Raw genomic sequence first — 18,862 nt, forward strand, 5'->3', positions numbered from 1 at the left:
AGTACATTATTAGAAAAAAACCATCATTTGACTTCTATATTTGTTAATAAGTTTGTTTTACAAAACCCTTGGATTAAGATATATTTGTAGGACGAATTAAAGTTTTAAATACATATATTCAACATGAAATTTATTGTTTCAAGTACCTATTTACTAAAGCAACTTCAAATATTAGGTGGAGTTATTAATAACAGCAATACCTTACCTATTTTAGATAATTTCTTATTTGATTTGAGCCAGTCTAAATTATCAATTTCGGCTAGTGATTTAGAGACAACGATGTCTGCAACGATTGACGTAGAAAGTGATTCTGAAGGTAGTATTGCATTACCAGCACGGTTGTTATTAGATACGTTAAAGACGTTTCCGGAGCAACCTTTAACTTTTGTGGTTGAAGAGAATAACACCGTTGAAATAAGTTCTAATCACGGTAAATATGCTTTGGCCTATGCTGATGGTGCAGAATTTCCCAACGCTGTGTCTATTGAAGATGCAAGTACCACAACCATCATGGGTGATATTTTAGCCACTGCCATTAGTAAAACGATTTTTGCTGCTGGTAATGACGATTTAAGACCTGTAATGAGTGGTGTCTTCTTTCAATTTTCTCAAGATAATTTAACCTTTGTCGCTACTGATGCGCACAAATTGGTGAAGTACACAAGACATGATGTTAATGCAACTGAAACTGCAGAATTTATTATGCCTAAAAAACCTTTGAATCTTTTAAAAGGTATTTTAGCAGGAAGTGATGACGATGTTTTAGTAGAATACAATGAATCTAATGCGAAGTTTACTTTTGAAAATTCCGTGTTAATTTGTCGTTTAATTGATGGGAAATATCCGAATTACGAAGCGGTAATTCCTAAAGAAAACCCGAATAAATTAGTTATCGACAGAACACAGTTTTTAAACTCTGTGCGTCGTGTCAGTATCTTTTCTAACAAAACCACACATCAAATTCGTTTGAAGATTGCTGGTGCGGAATTAAATATTTCTGCAGAAGATATCGATTACTCTAACAAAGCAGAAGAACGTTTAACTTGTGATTATCAAGGTGACGATATGCAAATAGGATTTAACTCGCGCTTTTTAACAGAAATGATTAATAACCTTAACTCAGATAACGTACAGTTAGAAATGAGTTTGCCAAATAGAGCTGGAATCTTAACACCAATTGATGGTTTAGATGAAGGTGAGCATGTGACCATGTTAGTGATGCCTGTGATGTTGAATAACTAACAAATTCTTACCAAGGCAAGAATCTCATATACAATACGGTATACATAAATATTAAAAAAATGCTTATCAAATGATGAGCATTTTTTTTTCTTTACATCTAAATTTACGTCTTTCGAGTTAGAGATTCCTGCCTTCTCAGGAATAAAAAAGGCTCACCATACGGTAAGCCTTTTCATGTCCATTTCTTTAATTTAACTAACTAATAAAATTAATAGACAATGGATAGCTTGGTAATTCTCCATTACTAGCTTTTATGGCGTTAATAATTGGCATTACAAATGCCAAAATTCCGATGAGTATTAAAGTTACGATTCCTAATCCAAAAACAAGAATTAAAGGAATACTTAATAGGGAATAGATGAGTACACTCAATTGAAAATTCAAAATAGCCTTGCCGTGAGTGTCCATACTATCCACTTGATCTTTTTGTGTTGCCCAAATAATTAATGGTGCTAAAAGCCCACCAAAACCTGTAACATAAGTTAGCAGTTGTGATAAATGAGTAATAACTAACAATTGATTATCTGTGCGTTTAAGGGTGTGGTAATTTGATTCCATAGTTATAAATTTTACATCTATAGGACGCATATCAGTTTCAAATGTTACAAAAATAAAAGACTTTTTTTTTTAGTGATTTAGAAAAAACAAAAAAAGTCTCAGTCGTTATTAGCTTCATCCTTCTTTTTACCACTAGCCATAAAATTGACCAGTATACCAACTAAGGTAAGACATACTGCTGCAAAAATGGCGATCATAACGACACCATTTGTCCAGCTATATAATGAGATATTTTGTAAAATCATGGTATTAAATTTAGTTATTATAATACCGTAAAAATAACAATCATGCTTAGAAACAAATATGATATTTATCAGGAAATAGATTATTGTAAAATAAAAATGCTAATCAGCATTTTATGTCGCTTTAGTGAGAATTTATAATAGCAATAAGTTCATCTTTTTGAAGCACGCCAGATTGTCTCCAAACCTGTTTCCCATTTTTAAATAAGAGCATCGTTGGCACACCTCTTACTTTGTATTTAGTTGCTAAAGCTTGATTCTTATCGACATCGATTTTAATAATACTAACATCCTCTCCTAAAGCAGCTTTTACATCTTTTAAAATTGGAGCTAGAACTTTACAAGGTCCACACCAATCGGCAAAAAAATCAACTAAAACAGCTTGATCTTGATTTATTAACTCTGAAAATTTACTCATAGCTTAGTTGTTTACTTTATACATCAAAGGTAATTTATTCTTTTATTAGAACTTTTTTTCAGACTTCCCTTTTTGTTTTTTAAAATGAGTTTCAAACCAAATGGGTTGCTCAATTTCAAAATCATACATATACTCAGCAATTTGAGTAATTATGGCTTCGGGAAACGCCTGCTTTGGCATCACTCCAAAGCGTTTTACGGCACCAAACATTTTAACATCTTCTGCATTCGGGTTTTTAATCCAAGCTTGCAATGCTGCTACAAAGGCTTCTTTTGTAATAGTATCATTGATATAATGCTTCTTAATTGCAATCATTGGTGGACCAATTCTCGCATCTTGTGTCGCCGTTGGACTATGGCAGATGTAGCAATTAGTCTCCATTAATGTCTTTCCTGGGTGGTCTTTTGCCTTTTCTGTTTTAGGGACAGCACTGTAAGCATCATTCTTCTTTTCACCAGAATTACAGCTCATTAAAATCATAAATAAAACGAGTATTCCTGTACTATTTTTCATATCAGATTGATTTTTAATAAAAATACAACGGTAATTATTCTCAAACCGTAACTAATGTTACAATAGCAACGGATACAAACGACAGAAAATGTATTTTTGCTATTAGCTATGGATTCACTCACACAAATTGTTTTAGGCGCAGCCGTTGGCGAAGCTGTTTTAGGTAAAAAAGTTGGTAACAAAGCCATGTTATATGGAGCTATTGCTGGTACTATTCCAGATTTAGATGTTTTAGCCTCAAACTTTACAGATACCGTTTCGGCTTTAGCCATTCATCGCGGCTTCACCCACTCTATTTTGTTCTCAGTGCTATTTGCTCCAGTTTTTGGATGGCTCGTTTCGCGTTATGAAACCTTTAAAGATTTTAAAGGGTGGTCATGGTTATTTTTCTGGGCGTTTTTAACACATCCTATTTTAGATGCACATACCACTTGGGGCACACAATTGTTTTGGCCTTTAGATTTAAGATTAGCGTTTAAAACCATATTTGTGGTCGATCCGCTGTATACCGTTCCATTTTTAGTGTTTTTGATTTTAACTATGTTTCAAAAACGGACGTCTAAAAAACGACAGATTTACAATACTATCGGACTCACAATAAGCACCATATATTTAGGTTTTACTTTTATTTTGAAAGATGTAGCATTTACCAAATTTGAAGATGCCTTGCTTACCCAAAGCATCGCTTACAATCAAATAGACACAAGGCCGTCACCTCTCAACACTATTTTATGGAATGCTAATATTGAAACCGAAAACGACTATCTATTAGGTACGTATTCGTTTTTTGACAGTAAAGAAATCACTTTTGAGACCTATCCAAAAAATCATCACTTGTTAGGAAACCTAAGTAACAACGAAAAAGTACAACGCATGATTGCCATTTCGGAAGGTTGGTATACCATTACTAAAACTAACGGGAAAGTATATTACAATGATTTACGATTTGGACTACTGAGTTTAGAACCACAATCTGAAGAATTTGTATTTAAATTTGAAATTATTGAGGACGCTTCGGGTAATGTAAGTTTTATAGAACAAGAAAAAACACCACAAGATGCTAAAAAATTAATGTCTAGTTTGTGGGAACGTATTAAGGGCAATTAATTCGTGTTAATGCAAACGTGTTGAACAGAATACGGCACGAAGAACAGTCGCGTAAAACTAAAATAACTCTTAACTTAAGAAAATCAATTAAACATCCTTGGAGCTAAACTACTATCTAGCACAAACGGATTACTATTACCTTGGTAGGTTTCAATAAGCGTATTTCTATCTAATTCTGCCTGATCGACAGGGTCATTGCTGTGCCATATGAGTAAGATTGCCTTCATATAATCAAAAAAAACATCATTTGCAGTAGACATGTAACTGTTGATATTAGTCGCATTATAAATGCTATAAAAATAAAATACCACACGTGCAATATCTCCTTTTTTTTGCTCTTGTGGCTCTAAAGAAAATTGTTGAATTAAAGCTAATAGTGGATAAGACGTTTCATTATCAATCTCTGTATAACGCTCAATATTTGTAACTGGAATTGTATTTAAAGTTTGGTTTAAATAATACCAAGACTCGGTATCACCATCGGTAATCTCATTAAAAGGACAACTGCCTCTTGCCGAATTTACCTCAACACGAGACGGAAATAAATTAAATAAATCACTTCGAGCAGGCTCTTCTGACGCTCCCATACTTTGTGGAAAAATATGTTCTGCATTCATACCTAAATTAAAAGCATGGATGGAAGGATCTAAATCGGTGCTATAATCCATTAAAATTGTAAAATCTGTATAGACACCTTTTAATTCTTGAGTTATTGGGTTGACATCAACTACACTATACATAATATCTCTAGCATCAGTATAACCTAATGTTTGATCTGGAGTATAATTAGTTTGCAAACAGGTTAAAAATTCAACTAATGTAGAGGCAGTTGCGCAAATTTGTTCAGGTTGTGATGTTACAATAGCATGCCACGTCACACCATCAAAAATGTTAAGCTTATTGGAATCTGTATTATAAATAATAAGCCCTTTAGAATCTGTTGTAACTGCAATTGCATCACGTTGTACCGAAGTCATTCGTGGTGGAAGAAATCCTTGGGTTTCACTGTCAATATGCAATGCAGCTGAATTATCTGGTGTGTTTGTACCAATACCAACTTGACTGAATAAAATAGTAGTCCATAAAAAGGCTAGTAAAAGAAGTGTAATATGCTTCATAAACTATTTGCTGCACCTTTAGTATTAGCCGTTGCACTTACACTCCAAACTCCAGATGAAGAGCGTTCTAATGATCCATCTGGGTCAGTAGCATTAGTTTCTGAAACACCAATATCTGTACTCAATATACCAGAAGCTATACCATCTGCAGCAGTGAATGTTCCTTCATAACTGAAAAATTCAATAAGACCAGAAGGACCGCTTAACGCTATGCCATCGGGAGTACCATTTTGAATTTGAACAGGTTCAAATACATAATAACAATATAATCCGTCGCACGTTTGTGTTAGATTATTTAAAGTTTCAGTATCATAAGAGGATTGATTATTGCCATTATATAACGTTACCGTGTACAGCGATAAATCAGCTGGCTGACTTCCTAAATTCCCTGTTAACCTCACTTCTACAAACTCATTAACATCTGGCGAACCTGTATTATCATAATGAAATTCATTTAGTCTGGCTATACTCGCACTCGCTGTGCCTACAGCACCTGCATAATTGGTTCTAACTTCCAAACCTGTTAAGGCTCCTGTTGCTGAAGTAGGTGTTACTCCAAAACTGATATATTTACCATCATCAGTACTTGTGAGTGTATAAGCCAAATTCGTTGCTCCAGTTATAACCACCTCATTAGCACCAGACGCATCATCTGCGCGATACCATTGATAAATAGAATTATTTTCAATATCTAATTCTGCGTCTTGATATGTGTAAGACGCACTAAGCACAGCTCCAACATTTAAACTTCCACTAAATGATACATTCGTAGCTACAGGAACTGTATTTGTTGTTGGACAGTAAATCGTCTCCCAACCACTACCATTATAAACTTGCAAACACTGCTGCGTGCCTTCTATAAGATAGATAAGCAAACCGGTTGCAGGATTTGCAATACCATTGCGTTGAACTTCATTCATGCGAGGTAAAAGAAACCCTTGTGTGGTAGAAGATATATCTAGTATGGCAGAATCATCTGGTGTTGTGGTACCAATACCGACTTGAGAAAAAGCGGTATAAGAGCATACCAATAATATAATGAGTAATCGTAGTCTGTTCAAAATCTATCTAGGGCACATTTTTTTCAAATATAAGGCTTAAAATAGATAAGATACTCATATCACGATAAACGTTCTTTTTTAACTATAAACAGATGCTAAACATGATCCATAAAGCCTTTTCAAAACGTTATTAACTACTCTCTATGCTCACATACACCTTACTAAAATACCTTTAGCCAAATCACTTTTATGGATCACAAAAAACACCTCTGAAATGCCTCTAATTACGAGAATCACAGATAGCATATTCTACTTCGATTTTAAAAGATACCAAAACAAGTTTGGTATAAGTAAAATTACAAAAAAATTACAGCTTTTCTATTTTACTCACTTCCCAATACAAAAATTAGCAAAAATATTACCTAGCAAATCATCATTTGTAATTTCGCCTGTGATCTCGCCAAAGTGATACAAGGCTTGGCGAATATCAATAGCCAACAAATCTCCTGAAAGTCCTGTTTCTAGTCCTTCTTTTACTTTTGCAACTTCTTCAAAAGCTTTCAGTAAAGCGTCATAATGACGCGAATTAGTTACAATAGTTTCGTTATTTCGTAATGCGCCCGTATTAATTAAATTGAGTAGTTTATTGGTTAGCTGTTCCACTCCAAAACCTGTTTTTGCAGAAATAGGGATTAAGTTTACCGTATGAGGTTCTAGGTGTGTTCGTAAATTAGCGAGTTCTGAATCTGTAATTTGGTCAATTTTATTCAAAATCACCAACAACTGCTTTTGTGGAAATTTGTTTTTTATTTTTTCAATTTCGATCGCAGCAACTTTAGACTTCTCGACTGCGCTTGAAGTGACAGCATCTAACAAATAAATAACCACTTGCGCTTGTTCAATCTTCTCAAACGTCTTTTTAATTCCAATATTTTCAACAACGTCTTCGGTTTCACGTATACCTGCTGTATCAATGAATCTAAAACCGATGCCGCCAATGGAAATTTCGTCTTCAATCGTATCTCTTGTGGTTCCTGCAATTTCAGAAACTATCGCTCTGTCTTCATTCAATAAAGCATTTAATAAGGTGGATTTCCCAACATTTGGTTCACCCACAATTGCCACAGGTATACCGTTTTTAATCACATTACCAACCGCAAACGAATCAATTAAACGTTTCAAAACAAAGGTAATCCGATCAATCAATTGTTTAAATTGTGTGCGATCTGCAAACTCTACGTCTTCTTCGGCAAAGTCCAATTCCAACTCTATTAACGAAGCAAAGTTTAATAATTCTGCACGAAGCTTGGCAATTTCAGAAGAAAACCCACCACGCATTTGTTGCATGGCTATTTGGTGAGACGCTTCATTATCACTTGATATTAAATCGGCTACAGCTTCTGCCTGACTCAAATCTAATTTACCATTTAAAAATGCGCGCAACGTAAACTCACCAGCAGTGGCCATTCGGCAGCCTTGTCTTAAAAATAATTGAATGATTTCTTGTTGAATATAAGACGACCCATGGCACGATATTTCAACCACATTTTCACCTGTATAAGAATTTGGATCTTTAAACAGCGAAACCAAAACCTGATCTATAGTACGTTTACCATCTAAAATATGACCTAAGTGAATGGTATGCGTCGCTTGTTTAGTCAAGTCTTTTCCCGAAACCGATTTAAAACATGTTGACGCAATCATAATGGCATCACTTCCAGATAATCGTAAAACAGCAATAGCTCCGCTTCCAGAGGGTGTCGCCAAAGCAACAATTGTATCGTTATGCATGTTCAAAAGAGTTTAATGCAAAAGTATTGTAAATTATGGAATTCCTTAACCATTGCACCGCACACTTTAACAGATTGTATTTAAGTAGGCATTTTTAAAGCTTTGTTTTTATATTTGCACTACAGTAGATAATTTTAAACCATAATATTCATTTAATCATGAAAAAACTATTCATTTTCATTTGCGCTAGTGTGATACTTTTTAGTTGCAAAGAAGAACCAAAACGAACAGATTTTGTAATTAACGGTACCGCTAAAGGCGTTTATAATGGCATTAGAGTGCATCTTAATAGTATTGATGCTAGAGGTAGAGATAAAATAATTGATACCAAAATGATTGTTAATGAAAGTTTCTCTTTTGAAGGAAGCGTAGAAGCTCCAACCCTCTACAACATTACCATAAATAGTATTAAAGGGAAACTACCTATAATGGTAGAAAACAGTGAAATCTCTATTGAAATAAATAAAGACCAACTTACCGAATCTACCATTACAGGTTCCAAGTCACAAGCCAATTTCACTGCCTATCAAAACGGAATAAAGGCAATTGAAAAGGATATACAAGCGAAAAAAACAGAAATGAGAAGAGGCTTTAAACAAGAAAGCGGAACTAATAGGAATCAACTTGCTCAGGAAATGGAAGCACTTGAAGATAAAAAACTTCAATATAACATAGACGCCATCAAAGACAATAGCGACAGTACGTTTAGTTTATATCTAATGAATCAAGACCTAAAGAATCCAAAAATTGATATTGAAAAATATATGGAACTCTTTAATAATTTATCTTCCGAGTTAAAAACGTCTGAAACTGGCAAGGCTTTAAAAACAACATTAGACACGCGTTACAACGCCTTTCAAAAAACAGCACAATTACAGATTGGTAAAAAAGCTCCTAGTTTTGAAGCGCCTAAGCCTGATGGTTCAATGTTATCCTTAGACGAGGTGAAAGGAAAAGTAACCATTATCGATTTTTGGGCAGCATGGTGTGGGCCTTGCCGAAGAGAAAATCCAAATGTGGTTAAAATTTACGAGCAATATCACAACCAAGGTTTAGAGATTATTGGAGTATCCTTAGATGGTTCGCGGACGCAAAAGGAACCTAAAAAGCTATGGTTAGATGCTATTGAAAAGGATAAGTTAACATGGCATCAGGTATCTAACTTGCAGTATTTTAATGATCCTGTAGCAAAACTTTACAACATTACGTCGATACCTGCCACTTATATCTTAGATAAAAACGGAAACATTGCTGCTAAAAATCTTAGAGGACGCGCCTTAGAACTGAAGGTTGCAGAATTAATAAATCAATAATCAAAAAATACTTAATAGTGTTGGTTGAACACTGCCAACAGCTTTTGGGTAGAAGCGATACGTGTGATTACTAGAGTTATCCCTAAGTTTAGGCAGATACCTATGTATATTTGATGTGACTGGTTATAGTGCTATCAGTTCAATTTTCCTGTTTTATGTAATACAAACAAGATCACAATTGGTATGGCTAACAAACCTATGTAGCCTAAATTGGTTTGAAATAAACTGGGCATCATAATTAAAGTGACTACATAACCACCAACGGCTCCACCGAAATGCGCATCGTGACCAATGTTATCCCTTTTATTTTTCATACCATAAATGGAATACAGGAGATAGCCAATACCAAACACATAACCTGGAATTGGAATCGGGATAAAATACATATACAAACTCATGCCTGGCTGCAATAAAATAGCAGCATATAACACTCCCGTTACAGCTCCACTGGCACCAATGGCGCTATACCAATATTCATCTTTATGAAAGTAAAACGATAACAAATTACCAAAAATTAAGCTGGCAAAATAGATAATAATAAAATTAAACGTACCGAGGATTTCAACCACTCCATCTGCAAAAAAATAAAGCGTAAACATATTAAAGAAAAAATGGCTAATGTCGGCATGCAAAAAACCAGAACTTAACATTCTTATTTGCTCTCCGCGTTTGATGCTCCCAATATTAAATTTATATTTTTCAAAAAAACTAAGATCTTCTAATCCCTTGAAAGACATAATGCCGTTGGCAGCAATAATCACCATGGTAATAATACTAATACCCAAATTATCCATAAATTCTAATCTTATAAATCAAATATAATATATTTGTGCTTCAACACTAACAAACCTTAATGCAACTTATTGCTTATATTCTTGTTTATCCTATTTTGTGGCTCATCTCAATGCTACCATTCAGATTGCTCTACGGCCTGTCTGATGTGGTTTATCTTTTTATGTATAAGATATTTGGCTATAGAAAATCAGTGGTTAAAGGAAATTTAAGATTGGTTTTTCCTGAGAAGTCCGAGCAAGAAATCTCCACAATTACAAGTAAGTTTTACCATCACTTTTGTGATATGATGGTAGAAGCCATTAAATCCATGACTATTTCTGAAACCGAATTACTAAAGCGTTACAAATTCACCAACGTAGAACTACTCAACGATCTCGAAAAGAAACAACGCAGTGTTATTTTAATGTGTGGTCACTATGGCAGTTGGGAATGGATATTTATACTTCAAAAGTACGTTACACACAAAGGTTATGCGGTTTACAAACGTTTGGCCAATACCTATTTTGATAAATTAGTAAAACGCATTAGAGCAAGACATGACACCTATCTTATTACTACAAAGGAAACTTTCAAGGTTTTATACGCTGCGAAGCAAGAAGGACAACTCACCATTAACGGATTTGTTTCCGATCAGTCTCCCAAAGCAGATAAAGCCATATATTGGAATAATTTTATGGGTATTAAAGTACCTATGTATGTTGGTGCTGAAGTCTTGGCAAAAAAACTAGATATGGCTGTGGTATTTTTTAGTGTGAAACGCATTAAACGCGGTTATTACGAAACGACATTTACCACCATAACTGAGCATCCAAAAGAACACGAAAGTTACGAGATTACCGATCAGTTTTTCAAATTACTTGAAGAACAGATTAAAGAAGCACCACAATATTATCTTTGGACTCATAAACGCTGGAAGCATAAGGATAAAGTGCCTGTTGCATAAATAATCCCAGAGAAAAAGCTTGTAACGTTTAGTTCTAGAACAAGTCTACTCCATCTCAAACCAAGCATCCACATCAGTAGCAGTGCAAGGCTGATCGATAAGCGATTTATGAATAAATTCATTATTGCACTTAGAATACTCGTAATCTTTAGCCCAAGACTCATGGTGTTTTGCCAAGTCAATAAGGCTATCACAAACAAACTCAATTTCTTTATTAGTGGTCGTAGGATGAATAGACATTCGTATCCAACCTGGTTTACGGACTAAATCTCCAATAGAAATTTCGTTCGTCAGTTCATTAGACATCTGCTGATCAACATGTAATAAAAAGTGACCATACGTGCCTGCGCAACTGCAACCACCACGTGTTTGAATTCCGAATTTATCATTCAATAATTTTACAGCCAGATTAAAATGTAAACCATCAATATAAAATGAAATAACACCTAAACGCTCACGATGCTGGCCAGCCAAAATATTGAGATTAGATACATGATCTATCCTATCGAATATGATATTGACCAATTCATGTTCACGTTTTAAAATATTGTCCACTCCCATTTGCTCTTTTAAACGAATGGAAAGTGCTGTTTTTATGGCTTGAAGAAATCCTGGAGTGCCACCATCTTCTCGATCTTCAATATTATCAATATACTTGTGTTCTCCCCAAGGATTCGTCCAACTTACAGTACCGCCTCCAGGACAATCAGGAATCATGTTTTTATACAATTTTTTATTAAAAATCAACACACCAGAAGTACCAGGTCCACCTAAAAATTTATGCGGTGAAAAGAATATGGCATCTAATTGCGCGTCTTCATCCTCAGGATGCATATCAATAGCAACATAAGGTGCAGAACAGGCAAAATCCACAAAACAAACACCACCATGTTGATGCATAAGCTTCGCAACCTCATGATAAGGAGTTTGAATTCCTGTGACGTTAGAACCACCTATGATTGAAGCAATCTTAATGGTACAATCTTTATACTGCTCTAATAATTTTTCTAAATTTTTAAGACAAAACAGACCATCTTCATTTGGTGGCACTACTTCTACTCTAGCCATGGTCTCTAACCATGTCGTCTGATTAGAATGATGCTCCATATGCGATACAAAAACGACTGGTCGCATTTCATCTGGAATCTTTGTGAACGCTTTTAAATTCTCTGGGATTTTTAAGCCTAAAATACGCTGAAACTTGTTAATCACTCCTGTCATCCCATTACCAGAAACAATAAGGATGTCATCTTCTTTAGCATTGACATGATCCTTAATAATATGCTTCGCTTTATGATAAGCCTTAGTCATAGCCGTACCCGAAACCGTCGTTTCCGTATGCGTGTTAGCCACAAAAGGACCAAAATCATTCATTAATTTTTCCTCTATAGGACGGTACAAACGGCCAGAAGCGGTCCAATCTGTATAGATGATTTTTTGTTTGCCATAAGGAGACACAAACGTTTGCTCTTGACCAATGATATGACGCCTAAATTGCTTAAAATAGGTTTCTAAATGGGTAGCGTCTGTCGTGTTTTTTTCTAAAATCATCCCCTTGACATTTTATAATAATTTAAAAAAGAACTTATTTAAAGCCCTATATCGCATTCAAGATCTAAGACTACAAATTACCTAATTTATAGTCATATCTTTAAAATCAAAGATACTAAATATTAGCAATAGCCTTTATTTCTGAAATAATACGATCTGCCAAAGTATCAGCCGCTTCTTGAGAAGGTGCTTCGGTATAAATTCTAATAATTGGCTCGGTATTACTCTTACGAAGGTGCACCCAACTGTCTGCAAAATCAATTTTCACTCCATCGATAGTAGTTAATTTTTCGTGACTATAATTGGCTTCCATCGTTTTTAAAATTCCATCAACATCCAATTCCGGTGTTAATTGAATCTTCTTTTTACTCATAAAGTAATTTGGGTAAGAGGCTCTTAATTCGCTCACTTTCATTTGCTTCTCTGCCAATAAGCTTAAAAACAAAGCCACACCAACTAAAGCATCGCGTCCGTAATGCGATTCTGGATAGATAATTCCACCATTACCTTCACCACCAATAACTACATTGTTCTTTTTCATTAGGGTTACGACATTCACTTCACCTACTGCACTAGCTTCGTAAGTACCACCATGCTTCTCGGTAACATCGCGTAATGCACGTGTAGAACTCATGTTACTCACCGTATTTCCTGGCGTTTTACTTAATACGTAATCTGCACAAGCCACTAAGGTATATTCTTCTCCAAACATTTCGCCTGTTTCATCCATAAATGCCAAACGATCTACATCAGGATCTACTACAATTCCGAAATCAGCATTATGTTTTACAACTTCTTTTGCTAAGTCACCTAAATGTTCTTTTAAAGGTTCTGGATTATGAGGAAAATGACCTGTTGGATCACAATATAATTTGACAGCTTCTACTCCTAAACGCTCTAATAATAAAGGAATAGCGATACCTCCTGTTGAATTGACACCATCGACAACCACTTTAAAATTAGCGTCTGCAATGGCCTTTGTATTGACTAATTCTAAGTCTAAAACTTCATCAATATGAATATCAATATACGCATCATTCACCGTTATTTTACCTAAATCATCTACTTCTGCAAAGTTCATCTGGTTAGATTCAGCAATCTCTAATATTTTCTGACCTTCTTCACCATTTAAAAATTCGCCCTTCGCATTTAAAAGTTTTAAAGCATTCCATTGTTTTGGGTTATGACTAGCGGTTAAAATAATACCACCATCAGCATGTTCCATCGGTACTGCAATTTCAACTGTTGGTGTTGTTGACAAACCTAGATCAATTACATGAATACCAAGACCAACCAAAGTATTCATCACTAAATTCTGAATCATTTCGCCTGAAATCCGCGCATCTCTGCCTACAACAACACGGTAATTTTCTTTGTTACGCTGTTGCTTCAACCATGTGCCATAAGCTGCTGCAAATTTAACGGCATCAATTGGTGTTAAATTCTCATCAACTGGACCACCAATGGTGCCACGAATTCCTGAAATAGATTTTATTAACGTCATAAATTTTTGATTTTGAGCAAATATAATATCTAAATGCCATTATGCCATTGAACTCAAATGCTTTTTCGGTTAAATCAAAAAATAGCGGTTCAGTTCTGTTTAGATTTGTAATTTCGTTCTATGAATTTTTTGGCACATATTTATCTTTCTGGAGATAACAAATTAATCACTATCGGCAATTTTGTTGCTGACGGTATTAGAGGCAATAAATATAAATCATACCCTTCTGAAATGCAGATTGGTATTCAACTGCATCGCCAAATTGATACTTTTACAGATGCACATCCGCTTTTTAGACAATGTACCAAACGCTTGCATAAAGGTTATGGTCATTATAGTGGAGTCATTGTAGATATCTTTTTCGATCATTTTTTAGCCAAAAATTGGACGACTTATTCAAACGTGCCACTCGCTGATTATATTTCTAATTTTTACAAAATACTTACGGAACATATAGATTTGCTACCACCACGTTTTCAAAAATTGACTCCAATTATGATTGAAGGGAACTGGCTGCTGAGTTACGCAACGGTTGAGGGTATTCAAAACGTTTTAAATGGTATGAATCGTAGAACCGAAGGACGTTCTAAAATGAATGAAGCCACAAAAGAACTTAAAGAACATTATGAAGCTTTTGAAAAAGACTTTACCTTATTTTTTGAAGAACTTAGAGACTTCAGCACCATAAAACGTTTAGAAATTGAAAAAGCGTTCGATAATACATAAATTAGTTCCAACAACATACTAAGACCATATGGCAAAACCATCCAAACTCAAAAAAATATTAAAAATAATTGGCGGCATTATCGTCTTTTTTACATTGCCGACACTCCTACTCTTTGGATTTATGTATTTAAAATACAACGAAGACTTACCAACGGGAATACAAGGTGAACAAGCAGACCAACTAGCAACAAAGATGCTGCAAGCATTAAACGAAGACGCCTATTTAAACACGGATTACCTTGAATGGACTTTTAAAGGCAATCACCATTATAAATGGTATAAATCGGATCGTAAATGTGAAGTCTATTGGGATCATTTTACCGTGATTCTAGATTTTGAAAACTCAAACAATTCTAGTGTTTTTGTTGCTGAACAAGCCTATGATGGTATAGAAAAACAAAAATATATTCAGAAAGCCCAAAGCTATTTTAATAATGATTCTTTTTGGCTTGTAGCACCTTACAAGGTATTTGATAGTGGCACAGAGCGACGATTAGTTACTACTGAAGGACGCAAAGAAGCACTTTTAGTCACCTATACTTCAGGAGGCTCAACACCAGGAGATTCGTATTTATGGCATTTGGATACTGAGGGTAAACCTCAAAGTTTTCAAATGTGGGTGGCTATTCTACCTATTAAAGGTTTAGAAGCCACTTGGGAAAATTGGATAACTACAGATAGTGGTGCACAATTACCTACCTTTCATAAGTTGTTATTTTTGGGTATTGAAATGGGTGATGTAAAAGGACTTCAATTATAAACTTGATCGTTTAAGCAGCAGCTATTAAATAAAATAAGCAATAAAAATACCCAAACAAATTGCGATCAACTTTGATAAATTAAATTTATGCCCTTCGCCAGTTTCAAACAAAATCGTGGTAGAAATATGTAAAAATATTCCAATAACCACAGCATTAATAATATCCACATAGCCAGACATAAAACTCGAATGGTTAGAGATAAAAGTACCTAAAGGCGTCATCGCTGCAAATACGGCCAAAAAGCTTACAATTTGTAATTTACTATAGCTAGATTGTAATAAAAATGCGGTTATTAAAATGGCAATCGGTATTTTATGAATCAAGACTCCATAGACCATATCGTTGTGCTGATGAATAGGAAAACCCTCTAAAAAGCTATGAATGCATAAACTTACAAATAGCAGCCAAGGAAATTGCGTATCGTCTTTGTGCATATGCACATGGCCATGTTCAGCACCTTTAGAGAAAAACTCTAACACAATCTGAAGCAAAATACCACACATAATATACAAACCAGTTTGTTTGGCATCAATGTGATGATACACTTCTGGTAATAAATCAAAAAGCGTTAGGGCTAATAAAAAAGCACCACTAAATGACAGAAGTAATTTAGTGTACGTTGATTTCTGCTTTTTAGTTAAAAGCGCAATGATAACTCCGATAACAACGGCCAGCAATGGTAATAGGTAACTCCTCATACGTGTAAATTACTTAAAAATCATGATTAAGCGTTCAGAGGTTTTAGAATGGTATTTATGTAATTTAAAATCACCGAAAACATCTAATAAATGGACGCCTACTTTTTCAAAGAGTACCTCAAAATCTTTTAAGGTGAAGGCTCTAACACGTTCTTGAAATTCAAAGGATTCACCATCAACTTCAAAACTAATGTCTTTAATAATATACCCATTTTTTACCGAACGTTTTTGATGAAAATCGATACCTTCAACGGTTTTCACATCTGCGGCTACTAAATTTTCAATGATGTAATCGACATTCATAAAATCAATGACACCAAAACCAAATTCATTTAAACCTTCCTTAATAGATTTAATGGTTTCGAGATTACAATTTTCATCTTCAAAATATCCAAAACTTGTAAAGAGGTTAAACACAGCATCAAAGGTGTCTTGATAGGGTTTGCTCATATCGTGTACGGTAAACTTTAGCTTCTCATTTTCAAATTGCTTGGCATGGTTAATACTTTGTTCAGATAAATCCACACCTGTCACCTTATAACCTAAAGAATTTAAATATACGGAATGCCGTCCCTTACCACAGGCCAAATCTAGGATTTTACCATGCTCAGGAATGTTAAGATAGTTGGTGAGATTATCCATAAACCCTTGAGCTTCGCTATAATCTCTGTCTTTATATAGAATATGGTAATAAGGTGTGTCAAACCAAGAGGCATACCATTGTTTTGTTGATTTTGTCATAACATTTCCTGCGAAAGCAGGAATCTTTTTAATTTATAGATGGTCTCTAAAAGCAAAGCGAGGACTCTCAAAAAAGAGAGCGACTGTTGCAACTTTGTTCTAAAGATTCGCAATGACAAATCCTGTTTTTATTTTAGGATGTCATCCTGCAAAAATACTGTATTTTTGCAATCTATTTGACGGAAGTTATGGACAATAATTACAAGATGTTAGCCAAGACCTTATTTGGCTTTGAAGATATTTTAGCAAAAGAACTCACACAACTCGGTGCTATGCATGTGGAAAAAGGGGTGCGAAATGTCAGTTTTGTTGGCGACAAAGGTTTTATGTACAAAGCCAATCTTGGGTTACGTACAGCGATTAAAATACTAAAACCCATCCATTCATTTAGAGTCCACAAAGAAGAGGATCTTTACAAAAACGTAAAGAAAATGAAATGGGAAGACTATCTTAAATCTACAGGTTCTTTAGCTGTTGATGCCACCGTGCATAATAGTGTATTTACGCATTCATTATACACCGCTCTAAAAACTAAAGACGCCATTGTTGATCGTTTTAGAGAAATTGATGGTGTACGTCCAGATGTAGATTTGCGCTTTCCAGATTTAAAAATCAATGTGCATATTGACCGTCAAGTCTGTACCATTTCTTTAGATACCTCTGGCGAATCCTTGCACAGACGTGGTTATAAAACCGCCACCAATATTGCACCGATTAATGAAGTGTTAGCCGCTGGATTAATTATGATGAGCGGTTGGGATGGACAAACGGATTTTATGGATCCGATGTGTGGTAGTGGCACCATGCTGGCCGAAGCTGCCATGATTGCATGTAATATTCCACCCAACTTAATGCGAAAGGAATTCGGATTTGAACGTTGGCAAGATTGGGATGTCGAATTATTCGAAACCATTGAAGATTCTCTTTTGAAAAAAACACGCGATTTCCACCATAAAATTATAGGTTACGACAAATCACCTTCAGCTGTTGTAAAGGCTAAAGAAAACATAAAAAATGCCCATTTAGATGAATTTGTGCACATTCAACATGAAGATTTCTTTAAAACTCAAAAAGGTGGCGACAACAAACTACATATGGTTTTTAATCCACCATATGGTGAACGCTTAGAAAATTTGAATGTGGAAGAGTTTTACGGAAACATTGGCACCACATTAAAACACGGTTATCCAGGAACAAATGCATGGTTAATCACTTCTAATCTCGAAGCTTTAAAATTTGTAGGATTACGACCTTCACGAAAAATAAAAGTGTTTAATGCCAAGTTGGAAGCGCGTTTGGTAAAATATGAAATGTATGAAGGTAGTAAGAAGGCTAAGAAGCAGTTGTAGGGACAACTCGCGAATTGTCCTTACAATTGTTCCAACTTCAAATTGTAATCATACTGCAAATCTTCATGCAGCACACTGACCTTTTTCTTTATAAAAAGAATCTGACGTTCGTAAAGATTACTCAGCATTGTGTTTCTATGAATAGAAGGTTTTAAATCGTTGAGACGTTCGCAGAAATAAAGTAAAAGCTCAATTTCAGTTGTTTTTTGAGCTGAATATCTGCTGTAAACTCTAATTTGTCTTAAGATTTTCCGAATTGTTTTCTTCATATAAAAATAACTATCCGAATTTATACCTTCAAACAATTCGTCTAAGCTTGATTTAACACTCTCTATATAGCCGTCTTCGTCATGCGATTCGAATAACAAATACGTCAGTAACGCTTTATTCTCTTTTTTAAATTTTCCCAAACGCAAGCACAATTCTAAAAGCTCTTCTTGCGATAAGTGTTTTAATTCTTTTTTAATGGTAACGATAGATTCAATCTTCAT

20 protein-coding genes are annotated in these 18,862 nt (G+C 34.8%); 7 read left to right on the plus strand and 13 right to left on the minus strand.

What is annotated here, in order from left to right; genetic code table 11:
• Positions 1-123 precede the first annotated feature (123 nt).
• Positions 124-1,242: a DNA polymerase III subunit beta gene (gene dnaN / locus AB8B52_RS05430; protein WP_406025998.1), complete on the plus strand. Its 1,119-nt coding sequence runs from the start codon at positions 124-126 to the stop codon at positions 1,240-1,242.
• 195 nt (positions 1,243-1,437) lie between these two features.
• Here dnaN and AB8B52_RS05435 read toward each other — a convergent pair whose 3' ends face one another.
• From AB8B52_RS05435 to AB8B52_RS05450, 4 genes are all read right to left on the minus strand, one after another.
• On the minus strand, positions 1,438-1,800 hold the full coding sequence (locus AB8B52_RS05435; RefSeq protein ID WP_406026000.1) for a DUF4870 domain-containing protein: 363 nt from the start codon (positions 1,798-1,800) through the stop codon (positions 1,438-1,440).
• 98 nt (positions 1,801-1,898) lie between these two features.
• Positions 1,899-2,045 (minus strand): hypothetical protein, encoded by a 147-nt coding sequence (locus AB8B52_RS05440; RefSeq protein WP_406026001.1) that lies wholly within the window; start codon positions 2,043-2,045, stop codon positions 1,899-1,901.
• Positions 2,046-2,166: 121 nt separating this feature from the next.
• Positions 2,167-2,460 (minus strand): thioredoxin, encoded by a 294-nt coding sequence (trxA, locus tag AB8B52_RS05445; RefSeq protein WP_406026003.1) that lies wholly within the window; start codon positions 2,458-2,460, stop codon positions 2,167-2,169.
• Between the two features lie 45 nt (positions 2,461-2,505).
• Positions 2,506-2,973 carry a c-type cytochrome gene (locus tag AB8B52_RS05450; protein ID WP_406026005.1) on the minus strand — a complete coding sequence of 156 codons (468 nt, stop codon included), beginning with the start codon at positions 2,971-2,973 and terminating at the stop codon, positions 2,506-2,508.
• A gap of 108 nt (positions 2,974-3,081) precedes the next feature.
• On the opposite strand from AB8B52_RS05450, the gene AB8B52_RS05455 reads away from it, so the two are divergent.
• Positions 3,082-4,080 (plus strand): metal-dependent hydrolase, encoded by a 999-nt coding sequence (locus AB8B52_RS05455; protein WP_406026007.1) that lies wholly within the window; start codon positions 3,082-3,084, stop codon positions 4,078-4,080.
• An 83-nt stretch (positions 4,081-4,163) separates the two neighbouring features.
• Here the strand turns inward: AB8B52_RS05455 and AB8B52_RS05460 are convergent, their stop codons facing one another.
• The 3 genes from AB8B52_RS05460 to mnmE form a co-directional block, all read right to left on the minus strand.
• The gene (locus AB8B52_RS05460) at positions 4,164-5,198 is read right to left on the minus strand and encodes an endonuclease (protein WP_406026009.1); all 1,035 of its coding nucleotides are present in this window, start codon (positions 5,196-5,198) and stop codon (positions 4,164-4,166) included.
• Entirely contained in the window at positions 5,195-6,259 is a 1,065-nt protein-coding gene (locus AB8B52_RS05465; protein WP_406026011.1) for a hypothetical protein, read from the minus strand. The genes AB8B52_RS05460 and AB8B52_RS05465 overlap by 4 nt, the downstream gene beginning before the upstream one ends.
• A 327-nt stretch (positions 6,260-6,586) precedes the next feature.
• Positions 6,587-7,990, minus strand: a complete 1,404-nt coding sequence (gene mnmE, locus AB8B52_RS05470) for a tRNA uridine-5-carboxymethylaminomethyl(34) synthesis GTPase MnmE (RefSeq protein WP_406026012.1) — start codon at positions 7,988-7,990, stop codon at positions 6,587-6,589.
• 158 nt (positions 7,991-8,148) lie between these two features.
• On the opposite strand from mnmE, the gene AB8B52_RS05475 reads away from it, so the two are divergent.
• Positions 8,149-9,303 carry a redoxin domain-containing protein gene (locus AB8B52_RS05475; protein WP_406026014.1) on the plus strand — a complete coding sequence of 385 codons (1,155 nt, stop codon included), beginning with the start codon at positions 8,149-8,151 and terminating at the stop codon, positions 9,301-9,303.
• Positions 9,304-9,437: 134 nt separating this feature from the next.
• On the opposite strand, the gene AB8B52_RS05480 is transcribed toward AB8B52_RS05475, so the two are convergent.
• Positions 9,438-10,097, minus strand: coding sequence for a rhomboid family intramembrane serine protease (locus AB8B52_RS05480; protein ID WP_406026016.1), 660 nt, complete (start codon positions 10,095-10,097; stop codon positions 9,438-9,440).
• Positions 10,098-10,156: 59 nt separating this feature from the next.
• Between AB8B52_RS05480 and AB8B52_RS05485 the strand changes: the two genes are divergently transcribed.
• Positions 10,157-11,041 carry a lysophospholipid acyltransferase family protein gene (locus AB8B52_RS05485; protein WP_406026018.1) on the plus strand — a complete coding sequence of 295 codons (885 nt, stop codon included), beginning with the start codon at positions 10,157-10,159 and terminating at the stop codon, positions 11,039-11,041.
• 45 nt (positions 11,042-11,086) lie between these two features.
• Here the strand turns inward: AB8B52_RS05485 and AB8B52_RS05490 are convergent, their stop codons facing one another.
• Both AB8B52_RS05490 and glmM read right to left on the minus strand, forming a co-directional pair.
• Positions 11,087-12,592: an aminotransferase class V-fold PLP-dependent enzyme gene (locus AB8B52_RS05490; protein WP_406026020.1), complete on the minus strand. Its 1,506-nt coding sequence runs from the start codon at positions 12,590-12,592 to the stop codon at positions 11,087-11,089.
• 115 nt (positions 12,593-12,707) lie between these two features.
• Positions 12,708-14,096 carry a phosphoglucosamine mutase gene (glmM, locus tag AB8B52_RS05495; protein ID WP_406026021.1) on the minus strand — a complete coding sequence of 463 codons (1,389 nt, stop codon included), beginning with the start codon at positions 14,094-14,096 and terminating at the stop codon, positions 12,708-12,710.
• A gap of 120 nt (positions 14,097-14,216) precedes the next feature.
• On the opposite strand from glmM, the gene AB8B52_RS05500 reads away from it, so the two are divergent.
• A complete protein-coding gene (locus AB8B52_RS05500; protein ID WP_406026023.1) occupies positions 14,217-14,822 on the plus strand; it encodes an ACP phosphodiesterase in 606 nt (201 codons plus the stop codon).
• 28 nt (positions 14,823-14,850) lie between these two features.
• Complete coding sequence (locus tag AB8B52_RS05505; RefSeq protein WP_406026025.1) at positions 14,851-15,582, plus strand: hypothetical protein; 732 nt, start codon at positions 14,851-14,853, stop codon at positions 15,580-15,582.
• Between the two features lie 24 nt (positions 15,583-15,606).
• Here the strand turns inward: AB8B52_RS05505 and AB8B52_RS05510 are convergent, their stop codons facing one another.
• Positions 15,607-16,281 (minus strand): ZIP family metal transporter, encoded by a 675-nt coding sequence (locus tag AB8B52_RS05510; protein WP_406026027.1) that lies wholly within the window; start codon positions 16,279-16,281, stop codon positions 15,607-15,609.
• 9 nt (positions 16,282-16,290) lie between these two features.
• A complete protein-coding gene (locus AB8B52_RS05515) occupies positions 16,291-17,022 on the minus strand; it encodes a class I SAM-dependent methyltransferase (RefSeq protein WP_406026029.1) in 732 nt (243 codons plus the stop codon).
• Between the two features lie 188 nt (positions 17,023-17,210).
• On the opposite strand from AB8B52_RS05515, the gene AB8B52_RS05520 reads away from it, so the two are divergent.
• Complete coding sequence (locus AB8B52_RS05520) at positions 17,211-18,371, plus strand: class I SAM-dependent RNA methyltransferase (RefSeq protein ID WP_406026031.1); 1,161 nt, start codon at positions 17,211-17,213, stop codon at positions 18,369-18,371.
• 20 nt (positions 18,372-18,391) lie between these two features.
• Here the strand turns inward: AB8B52_RS05520 and AB8B52_RS05525 are convergent, their stop codons facing one another.
• Complete coding sequence (locus AB8B52_RS05525) at positions 18,392-18,862, minus strand: hypothetical protein (RefSeq protein WP_406026033.1); 471 nt, start codon at positions 18,860-18,862, stop codon at positions 18,392-18,394.

The organism is Winogradskyella sp. (assembly GCF_045105575.1).
Classification (GTDB): Bacteria; Bacteroidota; Bacteroidia; order Flavobacteriales; family Flavobacteriaceae; genus Winogradskyella.